Annotated in this window: 17 protein-coding genes and 1 pseudogene; 16 read left to right on the forward strand and 2 right to left on the reverse strand. The window is 38.4% G+C overall.

The genetic code is table 11. The annotated features are described in order from the left end of the window. Positions 1–6 precede the first annotated feature (6 nt). The 15 genes from BTR25_RS04180 to spo0A all read left to right on the forward strand — a co-directional run bounded on the left by BTR25_RS04180 (position 7) and on the right by spo0A (position 14,842). Complete coding sequence (locus BTR25_RS04180) at positions 7–558, forward strand: SpoIIIAH-like family protein (RefSeq protein ID WP_075686413.1); 552 nt, start codon at positions 7–9, stop codon at positions 556–558. Positions 559–760: 202 nt separating this feature from the next. Continuing rightward, positions 761–1,264 carry an acetyl-CoA carboxylase biotin carboxyl carrier protein gene (gene accB, locus BTR25_RS04185; RefSeq protein WP_075686415.1) on the forward strand — a complete coding sequence of 168 codons (504 nt, stop codon included), beginning with the start codon at positions 761–763 and terminating at the stop codon, positions 1,262–1,264. A 14-nt stretch (positions 1,265–1,278) separates the two neighbouring features. After that, on the forward strand, positions 1,279–2,634 hold the full coding sequence (gene accC / locus BTR25_RS04190; RefSeq protein ID WP_075686417.1) for an acetyl-CoA carboxylase biotin carboxylase subunit: 1,356 nt from the start codon (positions 1,279–1,281) through the stop codon (positions 2,632–2,634). 20 nt (positions 2,635–2,654) lie between these two features. Next, positions 2,655–3,062: an Asp23/Gls24 family envelope stress response protein gene (locus tag BTR25_RS04195; RefSeq protein WP_075686419.1), complete on the forward strand. Its 408-nt coding sequence runs from the start codon at positions 2,655–2,657 to the stop codon at positions 3,060–3,062. A 180-nt stretch (positions 3,063–3,242) separates the two neighbouring features. Next, entirely contained in the window at positions 3,243–3,641 is a 399-nt protein-coding gene (gene nusB / locus BTR25_RS04200; RefSeq protein ID WP_075686421.1) for a transcription antitermination factor NusB, read from the forward strand. 41 nt (positions 3,642–3,682) lie between these two features. After that, on the forward strand, positions 3,683–4,537 hold the full coding sequence (folD, locus tag BTR25_RS04205; protein WP_075686423.1) for a bifunctional methylenetetrahydrofolate dehydrogenase/methenyltetrahydrofolate cyclohydrolase FolD: 855 nt from the start codon (positions 3,683–3,685) through the stop codon (positions 4,535–4,537). Positions 4,538–4,605: 68 nt separating this feature from the next. After that, positions 4,606–5,964: an exodeoxyribonuclease VII large subunit gene (xseA, locus tag BTR25_RS04210; RefSeq protein ID WP_075686425.1), complete on the forward strand. Its 1,359-nt coding sequence runs from the start codon at positions 4,606–4,608 to the stop codon at positions 5,962–5,964. Continuing rightward, complete coding sequence (locus tag BTR25_RS04215; RefSeq protein ID WP_075686427.1) at positions 5,954–6,187, forward strand: exodeoxyribonuclease VII small subunit; 234 nt, start codon at positions 5,954–5,956, stop codon at positions 6,185–6,187. Before xseA ends, BTR25_RS04215 begins: the two co-directional genes overlap by 11 nt. Positions 6,188–6,190: 3 nt before the next feature. Continuing rightward, on the forward strand, positions 6,191–7,078 hold the full coding sequence (locus BTR25_RS04220) for a polyprenyl synthetase family protein (protein WP_075686429.1): 888 nt from the start codon (positions 6,191–6,193) through the stop codon (positions 7,076–7,078). Positions 7,079–7,259: 181 nt separating this feature from the next. Then, positions 7,260–9,152, forward strand: a complete 1,893-nt coding sequence (dxs, locus tag BTR25_RS04225; RefSeq protein WP_075686431.1) for a 1-deoxy-D-xylulose-5-phosphate synthase — start codon at positions 7,260–7,262, stop codon at positions 9,150–9,152. Between the two features lie 3 nt (positions 9,153–9,155). Beyond that, positions 9,156–9,995, forward strand: coding sequence for a TlyA family RNA methyltransferase (locus tag BTR25_RS04230; RefSeq protein WP_075686433.1), 840 nt, complete (start codon positions 9,156–9,158; stop codon positions 9,993–9,995). A gap of 142 nt (positions 9,996–10,137) precedes the next feature. Continuing rightward, positions 10,138–10,587, forward strand: coding sequence for a transcriptional regulator AhrC/ArgR (gene ahrC / locus BTR25_RS04235; RefSeq protein WP_075686435.1), 450 nt, complete (start codon positions 10,138–10,140; stop codon positions 10,585–10,587). Between the two features lie 22 nt (positions 10,588–10,609). After that, on the forward strand, positions 10,610–12,310 hold the full coding sequence (gene recN, locus BTR25_RS04240) for a DNA repair protein RecN (protein WP_075686437.1): 1,701 nt from the start codon (positions 10,610–10,612) through the stop codon (positions 12,308–12,310). 150 nt (positions 12,311–12,460) lie between these two features. Continuing rightward, on the forward strand, positions 12,461–13,750 hold the full coding sequence (gene spoIVB, locus BTR25_RS04245; RefSeq protein ID WP_075686439.1) for a SpoIVB peptidase: 1,290 nt from the start codon (positions 12,461–12,463) through the stop codon (positions 13,748–13,750). A gap of 297 nt (positions 13,751–14,047) precedes the next feature. Further along, entirely contained in the window at positions 14,048–14,842 is a 795-nt protein-coding gene (spo0A, locus tag BTR25_RS04250) for a sporulation transcription factor Spo0A (RefSeq protein ID WP_075686441.1), read from the forward strand. 49 nt (positions 14,843–14,891) lie between these two features. On the opposite strand, the gene BTR25_RS04255 is transcribed toward spo0A, so the two are convergent. Next, entirely contained in the window at positions 14,892–15,032 is a 141-nt protein-coding gene (locus tag BTR25_RS04255; protein WP_075686443.1) for a YycC family protein, read from the reverse strand. A gap of 37 nt (positions 15,033–15,069) precedes the next feature. Here BTR25_RS04255 and BTR25_RS04260 point away from each other — a divergent pair, with 37 nt between their 5' ends. After that, positions 15,070–15,795, forward strand: a complete 726-nt coding sequence (locus BTR25_RS04260) for a glycerophosphodiester phosphodiesterase (protein WP_075686445.1) — start codon at positions 15,070–15,072, stop codon at positions 15,793–15,795. A 259-nt stretch (positions 15,796–16,054) separates the two neighbouring features. Here BTR25_RS04260 and BTR25_RS27035 read toward each other — a convergent pair. Continuing rightward, positions 16,055–16,219: pseudogene (locus tag BTR25_RS27035) on the reverse strand (IS5/IS1182 family transposase); the annotation flags it as partial.

Raw genomic sequence — 16,219 nt, forward strand, 5'->3', positions numbered from 1 at the left:
TTTATTATGCTTTTGAAAAAACAAACAGTTTGGCTATTAACAATGTTAAGTTTGGTGGTTGTATTATCTGTGTACTACATCACCTCTCCAGAGCAAAAAGGCAATGATTTAGCTGCAGTACAAGAGGACGTGAAGGATGAGGCTAAATCGGGTGAAGACACAGAAGCTAACGATCAGGATACGATTATTTCACAAGTTGCTGGAGACGAGGAATTCGAGGCACTTCGATTAAGGCTGCAAGATGAACGCAGCGAGTTGAAGGAAGATTTAAATACAGTAGTGGCATCGACTGATTTGCCTGCTGATGAAAGAAGCAAGGCAATTGATCAAATGCAAAAATTAAACGAGATTGCGAAGAAGGAAGAAATGCTCGAAACTTTAATTAAAACCATGGGATATGAGGATGCCCTAGTAAGAGCAGATGGTCCAACTGTTAAGATTACAGTAAAATCTAAGAAAGAATCATCCCGCACAGAAGCCAACAACATTATTAAGATGGTTAAAAAAGAAATTGGTGAAACAAACTACGTAGCAGTAGAATTTCAGCCAGCGAAATAATACTTAATGGGAGGCCGGGTCGGCTTCCCTTTTTAATTTAAACCAATGTTCAAAATTCACAAATTATTCTAAATGGTTTAAAATGAAAGTAGCAGGATAAAATGGTTAGTTGCTAAAAAAAATAGACGATTGAACTTTTACAAGGTATTATCGTATAGTATTAGTAGCTAGTCATAATACATTTGAACAAGGAGTGTTTAGTGTGTTAAAAGTCCAAGAAATTAGAGAATTGATTAAATTGGTTGATCAATCCAGTATTGATGAGTTTGTTTACGAAAATGACGGGTCAAAAATTAAAATGAAAAAGAATACGGCTGCAACTGTCACCACAGTACAACAGGTCCCTCAAGCAGCATTACAAGTGGCACCAGTAAGCCAAGCTGCTGCAGTTGAAGCTGCACCAGTTCAAGAACAAGTACAGGAAGCACCAAAAGCTGCACAAAGCAATGAGCAAGAAACAGCTAATTTACACAAAATCACATCACCAATGGTTGGAACTTTTTATGCATCACCAACCCCGGATGCTGATGCGTATGTAAAAGCAGGATCTACCGTAACAAAGGATTCAATTGTTTGCATTGTCGAGGCTATGAAGTTATTCAACGAGATTGAAGCAGAAGTTAATGGTGAAATCGTTGAAGTACTTGTTAAAAGTGGCCAATTAGTAGAATACGGGCAACCTTTATTTTTAGTGAAGCCTGAATAAGGAGCGGATAACAGGTGATAAAGAAACTGTTAATTGCAAACAGAGGTGAAATTGCAGTTAGGATCATTCGTGCATGCCGGGAAATGGGGATTGAGTCCGTTGCTGTCTTTTCTGAAGCAGACCGTGAAGCACTGCATGTCCAGCTTGCAGATGAAGCCTATTGCATAGGGCCAATACTTTCAAAAGATAGTTATTTAAATGTTACTAATTTGATTAGCGTGGCAAAATTGACTTCCTGTGATGCGATTCACCCAGGCTATGGTTTCCTGGCAGAGAACGCAGATTTTGCAGAGTTATGCCGCGAGTGCAATATCATCTTTGTAGGGCCAAGTCCTGAAGCCATTACAAAGATGGGAACAAAGGATATCGCAAGAGAAACAATGCGAGAAGCTGGAGTTCCAATTGTCCCAGGATCAACTGGGATCATCAATAATATTGATGAAGCTTTAGAGTTAGTAAGAAATATCAAGTACCCAGTCATTATCAAGGCTACAGCAGGCGGTGGCGGTAAAGGAATCCGTGTAGCAAAGACTGAACAAGAGTTAATTAAGGGAATCAGTATCACTCAGCAAGAGGCGTTGACCGCTTTTGGCAATCCAGGTGTATACATAGAGAAGTATATTGAGGATTTCCGTCACGTTGAGATTCAAGTGCTTGCAGATTCGTTTGGTAACACTATTCATTTAGGTGAAAGAGACTGCTCAATACAGCGAAGGCTGCAAAAACTGCTTGAAGAGACTCCTTCACCGGCCTTAGACGGGGAAATCCGTGAGGAAATGGGAATTGCAGCGGTAAAAGCTGCATTGGCAGTTGATTATTCAGGTGCTGGCACGGTAGAATTTATATATGACTACCGCAATCGTAAATTTTATTTTATGGAAATGAACACAAGAATACAGGTGGAACACCCTGTAACGGAAATGGTCACGGGTATTGATCTAATAAAAGAACAAATACGAGTTGCTTCAGGGGAGAAGCTAAGCATCAAGCAGGAAGAAGTTACCTTCACTGGCTGGGCCATTGAATGCCGTATTAATGCGGAAAACCCAGAAAAGAACTTTATGCCATCAGCCGGGAAAATTAATATGTATCTTCCGCCAGGCGGGCTTGGGGTTCGAATTGACTCTGCAGCATACCCTGGCTATACCATTCCGCCTTATTACGATTCCATGATTGCGAAAGTCATCACATATGGGAATAGCAGAGAAGAGGCTATCTCAAAAATGAAACGGGCGTTAAGCGAATTTGTGATCGAGGGTATTCACACCACCATTCCTTTTCATTTGAAGCTGCTAGACCATGAAAAGTTCGTAGAAGGTCAGTTTAATACGAAGTTTCTTGAATTACATGATGTGATGAAGTCTATCTAATATCTTGGAGGTGTTCTTAAGTGAGTGAATTTAATGTTTTAGAAATGGAACAAGGAAATAACGGTCATGGTAAAGTGGAAATTGCCCCTGAGGTTATTGAAGTGATCGCTGGTATTGCGGCATCCGAGGTTGAAGGTGTCGCAGGAATGCGCGGGAATTTTGCAGCAGGAGTTGTAGAACGCTTAGGTAAGAAAAACCACGGCAAGGGCGTTAAAGTAGAGTTGTCTGAAAAGGGTATTAAGGTTGACGTATACTGCTTAATGAAGTTTGGCGTCAGCATCCCTAATGTCGCTGGACAAATCCAAGATAACATTCGCCAAGCATTACTGAATATGACAGCACTGGATGCCGAAGCAGTTAATATTCACGTTGTCGGAATTCAATTTGAGAATCAAAAGCACGAACCAGAAGTAGACCAAGAAATGTAAAAAGGAAAAACCAAAGGACAAAATCCTTTGGTTTTTTGTTTCACTTAGGAAAAAATAAGTTCTTACAGTGCGAATCAATTTTAGTTGTGCTATTATCTTTTTATGTACAAGACTACACGATCATGGATGTATGAATTTTGACAAAAATTAATCACTATCTCTAAAGGAGTTAACGGTATAATGAAAAGAAGAACAGCAAGGGAAAAAGCATTACAAGCTCTATTTCAAATCGACGTGAGTAATACAGAGCCAGCTTCTGCAATCGAGCACGTTTTGGAAGGTGAGTCAGGTGATGATTATTTAGTAAAATTGGTTTTAGGTGTTGTTGAACACAAAGAAGAGATTGATCCACTTATAAAAGAACATTTAGAAAAGTGGACGATTGACCGTCTAGCTACAGTTGATAGAAATTTAYTAAGAATTGCCATTTATGAGTTAAAGTTTGCAAAAAACGAAGTTCCAGAAAATGTTGTTTTAGATGAGGCAATTGAAATAGCAAAAATCTATGGAGATGACCAATCTAGCCGATTTATTAATGGATTACTATCAAAAGTGAAACATAAACTTCTTAACGAATAATTGGGCCAGAGTCTGCTCTAACAAGGGGGAAATGAACGAAAATGAGTGCGAAGATTATTAACGGTAAAGAAATTGCAGAGAAAAAGAGAGTAGAAATAGCTAAAGAAGTCGAGAAACTAAAAGGTAAAGGGGTTATCCCGGGACTAGCAGTTATTCTGGTCGGAAATAACCATGCATCACGAACATATGTAACAAATAAAGAAAAGGCTTGCCATGAACTTGGTATGCATTCGGTTTTGATTGAACTTCCTGAAACAGTTTCACAAGATGAGCTGCTTTTTAAAATAGAGGAACTAAATGGCAACGATCAAATCCATGGTATCTTGGTTCAGCTACCAATACCAAATCATATTAACGAAAAAAGGGTGATTGAGGCGATTTCCCCATTAAAGGATGTAGACGGTTTTCACCCTATCAACATCGGAAGAATGATGACTGGTCAAGATGCTTTTCTACCATGTACACCGTTTGGAATTATGGTTTTACTTGAAGAAACCGGTATATCAGTGGCGGGCAAACACGTGGTTGTCGTAGGAAGAAGTAATATTGTTGGAAAACCAGCAGGACAGTTATTCCTTAATAACCATGCAACCGTGACCTATTGTCACTCAAGAACTGACAATTTACAGGCACATACAACCCAGGCTGATATCCTTGTTTCAGCTGTCGGTATTGCAAATTTTATAAAAGCCGAACATGTTAAAGAAGGTGCAGTAGTTATAGATGTTGGCATGAATCGTAACGAGGCTGGTAAGCTATGCGGGGATGTCGACTTTGAGGATGTAAGTGAAAAAGCTGGCTTCATTACCCCTGTTCCAAAGGGAGTGGGCCCAATGACGATTACGATGTTGATGTATAATACTTTGAAATCTGCAAAAAACACCTTGCTCCTTTAAAACCTGTTCCTCCTCTAGAAGAAGATCAGAATTTTTCTTAAGGAAAAATATAAAAAAAGGAGTATAAAATGCAGGATAAAAAGTATCTGTCTGTTAGTGCACTAACGAAATACATAAAAAGAAAGTTTGATGCCGACCCTCACCTGCATGATGTTCATGTGAGGGGCGAAATTTCAAATTTTAAGCAACATTCCAGCGGTCATATGTATTTTACCCTAAAGGACGATAAGGCACGCATTCTCGCGGTTATGTTTTCTAGCCAATCAAGGTTTATGAAATTTTCACCTGAAAACGGAATGAAGGTAATTGTTAAAGGTGATATCACCGTGTATGAACCAAGCGGCCAGTATCAAATGTATATCAACCAAATGCAGCCCGATGGTATAGGTGAGTTGTTTTTAGCCTATGAACAATTAAAAAAGCGTCTTGAAGCCGAAGGTTATTTTGCTTTAGAGCATAAAAAAACCATTCCTTCTTACCCACAAACGGTTGGAGTCATTACTTCTCCAACAGGTGCCGCAATTAGAGATATAATTACAACCATCAGGCGGCGCTATCCAATGTTGACGATTCTTATTTTTCCGGCACTGGTTCAAGGCGAAAATGCTTCTCGCTCCATTGCGAAAGCGATTGAACAGGCGAATGAAATGAAGGGGATCGATGTTTTAATTGTGGGGCGCGGCGGCGGTTCAATTGAGGAATTGTGGGCCTTCAATGAAGAGATAGTAGCACAAGCTATTTATAACTCAAAGGTCCCCATTATTTCTGCAGTCGGACATGAGACAGATTTTACCATTGCAGATTTTGTTGCTGATCTTCGCGCCCCAACCCCCACTGGGGCAGCAGAACTGGCAGTTCCACATATTGAAGAATTGTTGGAACGTGTATTACAGAGGAAAACGAGATTGCTTCAGGCTATGAATGGAAGATTTCGCTTTGAGAAACAGCGGCTCGACCGTATTGATAAGTCATATGCCTTCCGCTATCCACAAAGACTGTATGAACAGAAGTTGGAGCAAGTAGATAAATTAACTGAGCAGCTAGTTCGAGGTGCAGCAAGGCTAACAGAGGTTAAAAAAGCAGAGCATGAAACGATCTCAAAACGACTATTCCGCAATCACCCAAGTGTTGCCATTCGTGATTCACAAAATAGACTTGAACGCACACAAAAGGATATTAATCGAGCAATCATGCAGATTTTTTCTAAAAAACAGACTGAGTTTGACCGGATGATTTCAACTCTACAAGCGTTAAGTCCATTAAAAATAATGGATCGTGGATATAGTCTTATATACAAAGATAATCATGAGCTTATAAAGAGTATCAAGCAGGTAAGAGAAAATGATTCTATACAAATACAATTAACCGATGGAAACCTTTATTGTAATGTACAGAAGATAAAGGAGAGCGAAAGCCGTGACAAATGAACAAAAAATATCCTTTGAAGAAGCGATGAATAAGCTTGAACAAATCGTAGATAAGCTCGAAGAGGGAGATGTTCCCTTAGAGAAGGCCATTGCTTTCTATAAAGAGGGGATGGAATTATCAAAATTTTGCCATGATAAATTAAAGAGTGTTGAGGAACAATTGACACAAATTATCACGGAGGATGGACGTAAAGAGAATTTCTCAATCGCAGAGGGGGATTAGGGTTTGGAGACAAAATTACTAGAAGTTTTTTCACAACCATACAGACACCTGCTAGAATTAGAACTTCAAACTCAGATTGACTTGCTTAATGCCCCCCCCATCATTAAAGAGGCGATGCATTATTCCCTCAAAGCGGGGGGGAAAAGAATCCGTCCACTATTGACCTTTGCAACAATAGATGCATTCCGTGTCAACCCTATTACAGGATTGCTAGCCGCATCTGCTATTGAAATGATTCATACCTATTCCCTGATTCATGATGATCTGCCTAGTATGGATGACGACGATCTCAGACGAGGGAAGCCAACTAATCATAAAATCTTTGGGGAAGCAATAGCTATTTTAGCTGGCGATGCTTTACTGACCTACAGTTTTGAGGTTATTGGAAAAATTCCAGACCTTTCTAATGATATAAAGTTGAAATTAATCCTCGAAATGGCCAAAGCAGCCGGAGCTGAAGGGATGGTTGGCGGTCAGGTTGCCGATATGGAGGGAGAAGGAAAATCCTTATCTCTTAAAGAACTTGAATATATCCATATTCATAAAACAGGAAAGCTGCTAAAGTTTAGTGTCATAGCAGGGGCCCTTATTGCTGATGCTAACGAAACCCAGTTGGATCATTTAGCTGAATTTGCCCATCATCTTGGCCTCGCTTTTCAAATTCAGGACGATATACTTGATTTGGAAGGGAATCCGGAATTGATTGGTAAACCTGTCGGGAGTGATACGGAAAATCAAAAGAGTACGTACCCACAATTACTAACAATGAAAGGAGCAAAGAAGGCTTTAGAGGATGAAATTAAACTGGCAAAGGAATCGCTCTTTAAAACAGATTTGAAAACAAATCTTCTTATTGAGATTTTAAACCTAGTTGCATCGAGAGACCACTAATTGAAGAGGTATTTGAGACAATAATGTAACTATGTTATAATTGTCTGCAATGAAGAAACGTTGCCAATGCCGTTATCACTTTTGTGTTAGCGGCTCTTTTTTAATGGACGGTAAGAAGGTAAGATAAAGCAGTATCCAAAAGGATATCGTAAGAAAAAGTATGAAAGTGAGTGGTCCGAAAATGGATCTGTTATCAATAAAAGACCCTTCCTTTTTAAAAGGAATGTCTAATCAAGAACTTGAAACTCTAAGCCACGAAATCCGCCGATTTTTGATCGAAAAGCTTTCCGTTACAGGAGGACATATTGGTCCCAATCTGGGTGTTGTCGAGCTAACATTAGCATTACATAAATGTTTCGACAGCCCGACGGATAAAATCATTTGGGATGTAGGACATCAATCTTATGTTCATAAGATCTTAACCGGAAGAGCCTGTGAATTTGATACGTTAAGACAATATAAAGGATTATGTGGTTTTCCTAAAAGGGTAGAAAGTGAGCACGATGTTTGGGAAACTGGGCATAGCTCGACCTCTTTGTCCGCTGCGATGGGTATGGCAATAGCGAGGGATTTAAAAGGTGAAAAATCTTATGTTTTACCTGTAATCGGCGATGGTGCCCTAACAGGTGGGATGGCATTAGAAGCCTTGAACCATATCGGTCATGAAAAGAAGAACATGATTGTTATTTTGAATGATAATGAAATGTCAATTGCTCCAAATGTTGGTGCTCTTCATACCATCCTTGGCCAATTGAGAACTGCTGGAAAATACCAATGGGTGAAGGATGAATTAGAGGTTCTTTTAAAGAAGGTGCCTGCAGTTGGAGGAAAACTTGCAGCCACAGCTGAACGAATTAAAGACAGCCTCAAATACCTTTTTGTATCTGGAATGTTTTTCGAGGAATTAGGATTTACCTACTTAGGTCCAGTAAATGGACATGATTTTGAAGAATTGTTTGAACATTTTAGTTATGCTAAAAAAACTGAGGGACCTGTTCTTCTTCATGTTATTACAAAGAAGGGGAAGGGATATCATCCTGCAGAAAGTGATAAGCTGGGAGCATGGCATGGTACAGGGCCTTATAAAATGGATACGGGTGCCTTTGTAAAACCTAACCAATCCCCTCCTGCCTGGAGCAGTTTGGTTAGTGAAACGGTCCGAGATCTTGCACGTAAGGATGAGCGGATTGTTGCGATTACCCCGGCTATGCCAGTGGGATCTAAGCTAGAAGGGTTTGCCAGTGAATTTCCTGACAGGATGTATGATGTAGGGATTGCTGAACAACATGCCGCCACGGTTGCAGCTGGTTTAGCCGCTCAGGACATGAAGCCGTTTCTAGCCATCTATTCTACCTTCTTACAGCGAGCATATGACCAGGTCGTGCATGACATTTGCCGCCAAAATTTAAATGTCTTTATTGGAATAGATCGCGCTGGATTGGTCGGTGCTGATGGTGAAACCCATCAGGGTGTATTTGATATTGCTTTTTTAAGACATGTTCCGAACCTAGTACTAATGATGCCAAAAGACGAAAACGAAGGGCAGCATATGGTCTATACGGCTATTAATTACGATAATGGTCCAATTGCTATGAGATTTCCACGTGGTAATGGTATTGGGGTACCGATGGATACACAATATAAAAACATACCGATTGGCACTTGGGAGATCTTAAAAGAAGGGGAAGACGGAGCTATTCTAACCTTTGGAACAACCATTCCAATGGCGATGGAAGCAGCAACCATCTTAGAAAAACAAGGTATTTTTGTAAAGGTAATAAATGCCAGATTCATTAAGCCTTTAGACGAAAAGATGCTTGATAAATTATTTTCATCTAATACACCAACTCTTACGATTGAGGAAGCTGTATTGCAGGGTGGTTTTGGGAGTTCTGTTCTAGAGTATGCCCATGACCGCGGCTATTATCATCAAGCCATTGATCGAATGGGTATACCAGACCAATTTATTGAGCATGGTGATGTAGCTTCCCTCCTCGAGGAGATAGGGATGACGACGGCAGAGGTAGTCAAAAGGATGACCATTCTTGCACGGAAAAAACAACAAAGGGCATGACAAATGAAAAATAAAGAACGATTAGATGTTTTGTTAGTAGAAAGAGGCTTAGCTGAAACACGAGAAAAAGCCAAGAGGTCAATCATGGCAGGCCTTGTCTATACTAATGAAGAGCGATTAGATAAACCTGGTGAAAAAGTAAAGATTGATATTCCTTTGACGGTTAAAGGAAATTTGATACCTTATGTAAGCCGCGGTGGACTTAAATTAGAAAAGGCCTTAAAAGTTTTTGATTTGACCGCTAGGGATAAGATTTTACTTGATATTGGAGCCTCTACAGGAGGATTTACAGATTGTGCCTTGCAAAATGGTGCGAAGATGTCCTATGCAGTGGACGTTGGCTATAATCAGCTAGCATGGAAGCTCCGTCAGGATGAACGTGTTGTTGTAATGGAAAGAACCAATTTTCGCTACGTAACACCTGTGGATTTTGAATTAGGGATGCCTGATTTTTCCTCTATTGATGTGTCGTTTATTTCTTTAAAACTAATTTTACCTGTGTTAAAAACCTTACTTGTTCCTGATAGTGATATTGTTGCTCTTGTTAAGCCGCAATTTGAGGCTGGAAGAGAACAGGTTGGTAAAAAAGGGATTGTAAGGGAACCGAAAGTTCACTTGCAAGTAATAAATAAGATTGTCGATTTTTCCGTCGAACAGGGTTTTCATGCAATTAATCTGTCGTATTCACCAATTACTGGCGGAGATGGAAATATAGAATTCCTCCTCCATTTGAAGTGGAAAGCTGAACTGGAAAGTGGTGTTAACCTCTTGCCAGTAGAACCTTCTGACATCGTCGCTGCTGCTCACGGGGAGTTCAAATCAAAACAAAGCGTAGAAGGATAGGCTAAAGCTTATTCTTCTTTTTTAATATTTATTCAACATATCTAAAGAACAATGTACATCTTCAGCAAAATCCGCTAACATAAGTGTAGAAGCGACAAATTGGTTAAAAATATAATGGCGAATCTAAAAGAGGTGTTTTTTCATGAATAAGGGACAGCGTCATATAAAAATTAGAGAAATTATTACATCGAATGATATTGAAACACAAGATGAGCTTGTTGATGAACTGAAAAATGCCGGTTTCAATGTTACCCAGGCAACTGTTTCAAGAGATATTAAAGAACTTCATCTTGTTAAGGTTCCATTATTAGACGGCAGATATAAGTACAGCCTCCCGGCAGACCAGCGGTTTAATCCTTTACAAAAACTGAAAAGAGCAATGATGGATGCGTTTGTACGTATCGATTCAGCTGGTCACTTACTGGTGATGAAGTGCTTACCTGGTAATGCAATGGCTATTGGAGCACTTCTGGATAACCTTGATTGGGATGAAATTCTAGGAACCATCTGTGGTGACGATACCATCCTAATCATCTGCAGGACACCAGAAGATACCGAAATCATTACTAATCGCTTTCTAGATATGCTTTAAATGTTAAATGGGGGAATGAACCTTGTTATCCGAATTATCAATAAAAAATTTCGCGATCATTGAAGCACTAACGGTTTCTTTTAACAAGGGCTTAACAGTCTTGACGGGGGAAACTGGTGCGGGTAAGTCTATTATCATTGATGCGATCCATCTATTAGTTGGTGGAAGAGGATCAGCCGAATTTGTTCGTCACGGAGAGGAAAAGGCAGAAATTGAGGGATTATTCCAGCTCGATGACATAAAAAACCCTTGTTACTCAAAAGTAATGGAATTTGGAATTGAAATTGAAGATGGGATGGTTGTACTCCGAAGAGATATATCTCGAACTGGAAAAAGTGTCTGCCGGGTAAATGGCAAACTTGTTACAATTGCTACTTTGCGCGAAATTGGTTCAACATTGGTTGATATTCATGGTCAGCATGAGCATCAAGATTTAATGGACGAAACTAGACATTTAAACCTCCTAGATCAGTTTGGCATCGATGAAATATTGCCATCTTTTACAGAATATCAGAATGTTTTCCGCCAATATGATACGACATATCAAAGATTAAAGTCATTAAGTGAGAATGAACAGCAAACAGCGCATCGATTAGATTTAATTCAATTTCAATTTGACGAAATCCAAAAGGCAAACTTAAAGCTTAATGAAGATGAAGCGTTGCTTGAAGAAAAACGAAGGCTATCAAATTATGAGCGCATTTATGGAGCAATTCAAGCAGGTTATAATGCTCTAAATGGTGATCAAAAAGGTCTTGATTGGATTGGGATGGTGATGGGGCACTTAGAAGATGCGGCTACCATTGACACCTCCTATAAAGAGGTTTACGAATTAATCATGACTAGTTTTTATCAATTAGAAGACGCTGCTCGATCTTTGAGAAATGAGCTAGACCTGTTAGAATTTGACCCTCAGCGATTGAATGAGATTGAAGAACGTTTGAATGAGATCAATCAATTAAAGCGCAAATATGGAAAGACAATTGAAGAGATCGTTGAATATGCAGCGAAAATCGAAGAAGAAATTGAAACATTACTCAATAAAGAAACACATATTACCCAATTGGAAAAAGAGCTAGCTTCTGTGAAACAGGATTTGCTTTTAGAGGCTAAGCAATTAACAGAACTGCGGAAAAAATGGGCGAAAAAGCTTACTTCCTTAATACATAATGAACTTAAAGAATTATATATGGCAAAAACAATTTTTGAAATTAGGTTTGAATCTATTTTACCTCATTTCACCAAATCAGGGGTTGACCATGTTGAATTTTATATGAGCACTAACCCTGGAGAGCCGTTAAAACCGTTATCGAAAATCGCCTCTGGGGGTGAACTGTCACGTATTATGTTAGCTTTGAAAAGCATCTTTTCAAAGCACCAAGGTGTTACTTCCATCATTTTTGATGAAGTAGATACGGGAGTTAGTGGAAGAGTAGCACAAGCAATTGCAGAAAAAATTTATAGGGTCGCAGTTGATTCACAGGTTTTATGTATTTCGCATCTGCCGCAGGTTGCTGCAATGGCCGACACACATTTGTTTATTTCCAAGGTAACAAAAGGCGGGAGAACCAAAACAGCCTTGACTCCATTAAGTAAAGACGAAAAAGTGAAGGAAATTGGCAGGATGATTTCAGGAACTGAAATTACAGATATCACTAAAAAACACGCAGAGGAATTATTATTTTTAGCTTCTGAAAATAAGAAAAGCGGGAGTGTAAGGTAGCTATACCTTATATTTTGAGAAAAAAAATGCAAAGCTATCCAATTAGGGTAGCTTTTTTATGTTGTCTTAAGTTATAAATGCACGTGAACGAGGCAAAATTAAAGATGTAGCCATTTCTACAGTGAAATAGAAGCGAGGAGAGTGAAAGTTTTGAAATTAGACATATTTAGAAAAATCATTGGTGGAATTCTCCTTGTTTCATTAATCGGCGTTTTATTTTATCAGCCACTTAAGCAGTACCTTCACATACCAAAAACCATTACGGTTTTTGAAGGACAAGATTTTCAATTTCAAAAGGCTGCACCGGTATCAGCCACTTTAGCTACTCACAATAAGAATATCACACTTGAGCAAGATGAAAACATGGTCTCAGTAAAAGCAAATGAATATGGCAAGAATGAAATGCTATTAGAATTTGCTGGTATCCCTGTTAAAAAGGTCGATGTACATGTTTTAAAGGATTTTCGTGTAACACCAGGTGGTCAGTCAATAGGAGTGAAATTAAATACGGTAGGTGTCTTAGTAGTTGGTCATCATTTAGTGAATACTGATGACGGAAAAAAGTCTCCAGGCGAATTAGCAGGAATTAAGGTTGGAGATATCATAACAGAGATTAATGGTAAAAAAATTGAAAAAATGACAGATGTTTCTCCTTTTGTTCAAACAGCAGGACAGAATAATGAACCATTAAACATGGTTATTAGCCGGGAAACTGGAAAAATTACAACTAAGCTTACTCCATTAAAAGATAAGAGCGAAGATACCTATAAATTAGGTCTCTATATAAGAGATTCAGCAGCAGGTATTGGAACCATGACTTTCGTTCATCCTCAATCTAAAAAATATGGTGCCCTAGGGCACGTCATTTCAGACATGGACACGAAAAAGCCAATTGTAGTCGAAGATGGGCAGATTGTACGTTCTACCGTAACTTCCATCGAAAAAGGTAGTAATGGAGATCCTGGAGAAAAGCTTGCTCGTTTTTCTTCAGACAGGGAAGTTGTCGGCAATATACAGAAAAATAGTCCCTTTGGCATATTTGGGGTTTTAAATAAAGAATTAAAGAATGGAATTAATGATAAGCCACTGCCGATTTCGTTATCCCATCAGGTGAAGGAAGGGCCAGCAAAAATTTTGACAGTGGTCAATGATGATAAGGTCGAGGAATTTGATATCGAAATTGTTAGTACAATTCCGCAAAAATTTCCGGCAACAAAAGGGATGGTCATTAAAGTTGTAGATCCCAAGCTTCTTGAAAAAACCGGAGGAATTGTTCAAGGAATGAGCGGTAGCCCAATTATACAGGACGGGAAGCTAATTGGCGCTGTTACACATGTATTTGTCAATGATCCTACATCGGGCTATGGAGTTCATATAGAATGGATGTTAAGTGAAGCAGGAATTAACATATATGAAAAGGAAAAAGAAAAAGCAAGTTGATTTAACAATTCAAATGTACGGATAAAAATAAAATAGGCGAAATTGCCTATTTTATTTTTATCATACATAAAGATTTTTCGACAAAAGACAGTATCGGCCATATAATAAATCGAATTTAGTCGAAAGATAGAGAAAAACAAAGAAAAGATAAGATTTTCTCACTATTTTAAGAAATATTAAAAAAATCAGAGGAATTTTTGTTGCATTGTCGAATTTCTAATTTAGAATAGAATTAAGAGAGAATAACGATTAGTGATGAATAGAGATATTAATTGGATTCTGAGGAGGATACAGAAATTGAATAAGATTAAAGTTTGTGTAGTTGACGACAATAGGGAACTGGTAGGACTTTTAGAGGATTATGTTTCATCACAGGATGATATGGAAATAGCGGGAATCGCACATAATGGCCAAGATTGTTTAGAGATGTTAGCAAATGTAGATCCGGATGTCTTAGTATTAGACATTATTATGCCGCATCTTGATGGCTTAGCGGTACTAGAGCGTATAAGAGAATTAAAAAAAGGAACACTTCCTAATGTCATTATGCTTACAGCTTTCGGCCAAGAAGATGTGACTAAAAAGGCTGTTGAACTTGGAGCATCTTATTTTATTTTAAAACCGTTTGATATGGAGAATCTCGGTAGTCACATTCGCCAGGTAAGCGGCAAAACGAGTCAGCTCAGTCGTAAATTGTCATCATCAACCAACTATCGTTCTCACACAGAACAAAAGCCTAAAAACCTTGATGCAAGTATTACGAGTATTATCCACGAAATTGGTGTACCAGCCCATATTAAAGGCTATTTATATTTACGCGAAGCAATTTCAATGGTTTTTAATGATATAGAACTTTTAGGCTCTATTACGAAAGTTTTGTATCCTGATATTGCAAAGAAATATAATACAACGGCAAGCAGAGTTGAAAGAGCAATTCGGCATGCAATCGAAGTTGCCTGGAGCAGAGGCAATATTGACTCGATTTCATCCTTATTTGGCTATACGGTCAGCATGACAAAGGCAAAGCCAACTAATTCAGAATTTATTGCAATGGTAGCTGATAAATTACGTTTAGAGCATAAAGCTTCTTGAACGTCTAAGGATTAAAAAAAGCCTCAAAGATTTTGAGGCTTTTCTTATTTTAATTATTTTTTTCCTTTTCAAGTTCCATTAGTTTTTGAATAAGAATATGCTGAGGCATGTGCATTAACTGTTCAATCGGAACGTTTAACTTTTCGGCTAATTTAATCGCTGTTTCAGGTGATAAATGTAATGGTCTCATTAAAGGTTCCTCCATATAGTAATTAGGAAGTGAAAATATGACACAAATTTTTGCTCATCGTGGTTATTCTGCTAATTTTGCTGAAAATACGATGACTGCTTTTATTGAGGCAGAGAAGGCTGGTGCCGACGGGTTGGAATTAGATGTTCAATTGACCAAAGATGGTGAAGTTGTTGTCATTCATGATGAGAAAGTTAATAGGACTACAGACGGAAATGGGTTTGTGAAAAATCTCCTTTTTAAAGAAATTAGAAAATTTAATGCTAATAAAAAGGGAGTGAAAAAAGAACCTATCCCCTCTTTAATTGAGGTTCTTGAATGGATGCAGACGAATAATATGGTCTGTAATATTGAACTTAAAAATACTCTTATTCCATATAAAGGGATGGAAGAGAAAGTGATCGATCTTACTCGTCAATATGGTTTAACAGACCGTATTATCATCTCCTCGTTTAATCATTATAGCATTGTTTATAGTTACCGAATGGCTCCGGAAATTGAGACTGCACCATTGTTCTATGAGACCATTTATATGCCTTGGATCTACGCTCAATCGATTCGTGCAAAAGGAATCCACCCTAAATATAGTCTTATTTCTGATGAGATTATTAAAAGTACAATGGAAAATGGAATTGCAGTAAGGCCCTATACTGTAAATAAAGAAGCAGATATGCATCGGCTATTTAAAATTAACTGTACAGCAATTATAACAGACGACCCTGTTAAAGCATTAAGAATAAAGAAACAATATAGAGAGACCTAACTGGGTCTCTTTCTTAATTTTTGGCTCTTTCATATAGAAAGTTGTTTTGCTGATATACAATGACCGTTCCCTTCTGCTACAGGTGCTTGCTTTCCGCGGGGAGGAAGTCGAGCCTCCTCGACGCTTCGCGGAGGGCACTGAAGAACTTCCGTTTTTTATATTTTATAAATAAGGAAAAGACATTATGGATGAAAAAAGACAAAAAAAGCAACTTCCTACCGAAATTCGAAGGAAAGTTGCTTATACCTCTGCCTATTTCCTATTCTTTTTCATTAAGAAGTTTTATTATCCGTTTGAGATTGACAGCGAATATGGTTGTGGCTCCTTGAATTTCCATACCAAATAAACCCGAGGATTTGGCTGTTTCAAAACCGTGCCCATGCTTGAGTTCACTATTTTTTGCTTCAATTTTATAGCGGTTTTT

This window comes from Bacillus sp. MRMR6 (assembly GCF_001940785.1).
GTDB lineage: Bacteria > Bacillota > Bacilli > Bacillales > Cytobacillaceae > Neobacillus.

Bases quoted from the DNA above. Each gene is read 5' to 3' on its own strand.
- ahrC (WP_075686435.1), top strand. From the start codon at position 10,138: ATGAATAAGGGACAGCGTCATATAAAAATTAGAGAAATTATTACATCG.
- xseA (WP_075686425.1), top strand. From the start codon at position 4,606: ATGCAGGATAAAAAGTATCTGTCTGTTAGTGCACTAACGAAATACATA.
- BTR25_RS04255 (WP_075686443.1), bottom strand. From the start codon at position 15,032: ATGAGACCATTACATTTATCACCTGAAACAGCGATTAAATTAGCCGAA.
- BTR25_RS04230 (WP_075686433.1), top strand. From the start codon at position 9,156: ATGAAAAATAAAGAACGATTAGATGTTTTGTTAGTAGAAAGAGGCTTA.
- BTR25_RS04260 (WP_075686445.1), top strand. From the start codon at position 15,070: ATGACACAAATTTTTGCTCATCGTGGTTATTCTGCTAATTTTGCTGAA.
- BTR25_RS04180 (WP_075686413.1), top strand. From the start codon at position 7: ATGCTTTTGAAAAAACAAACAGTTTGGCTATTAACAATGTTAAGTTTG.
- folD (WP_075686423.1), top strand. From the start codon at position 3,683: ATGAGTGCGAAGATTATTAACGGTAAAGAAATTGCAGAGAAAAAGAGA.
- dxs (WP_075686431.1), top strand. From the start codon at position 7,260: ATGGATCTGTTATCAATAAAAGACCCTTCCTTTTTAAAAGGAATGTCT.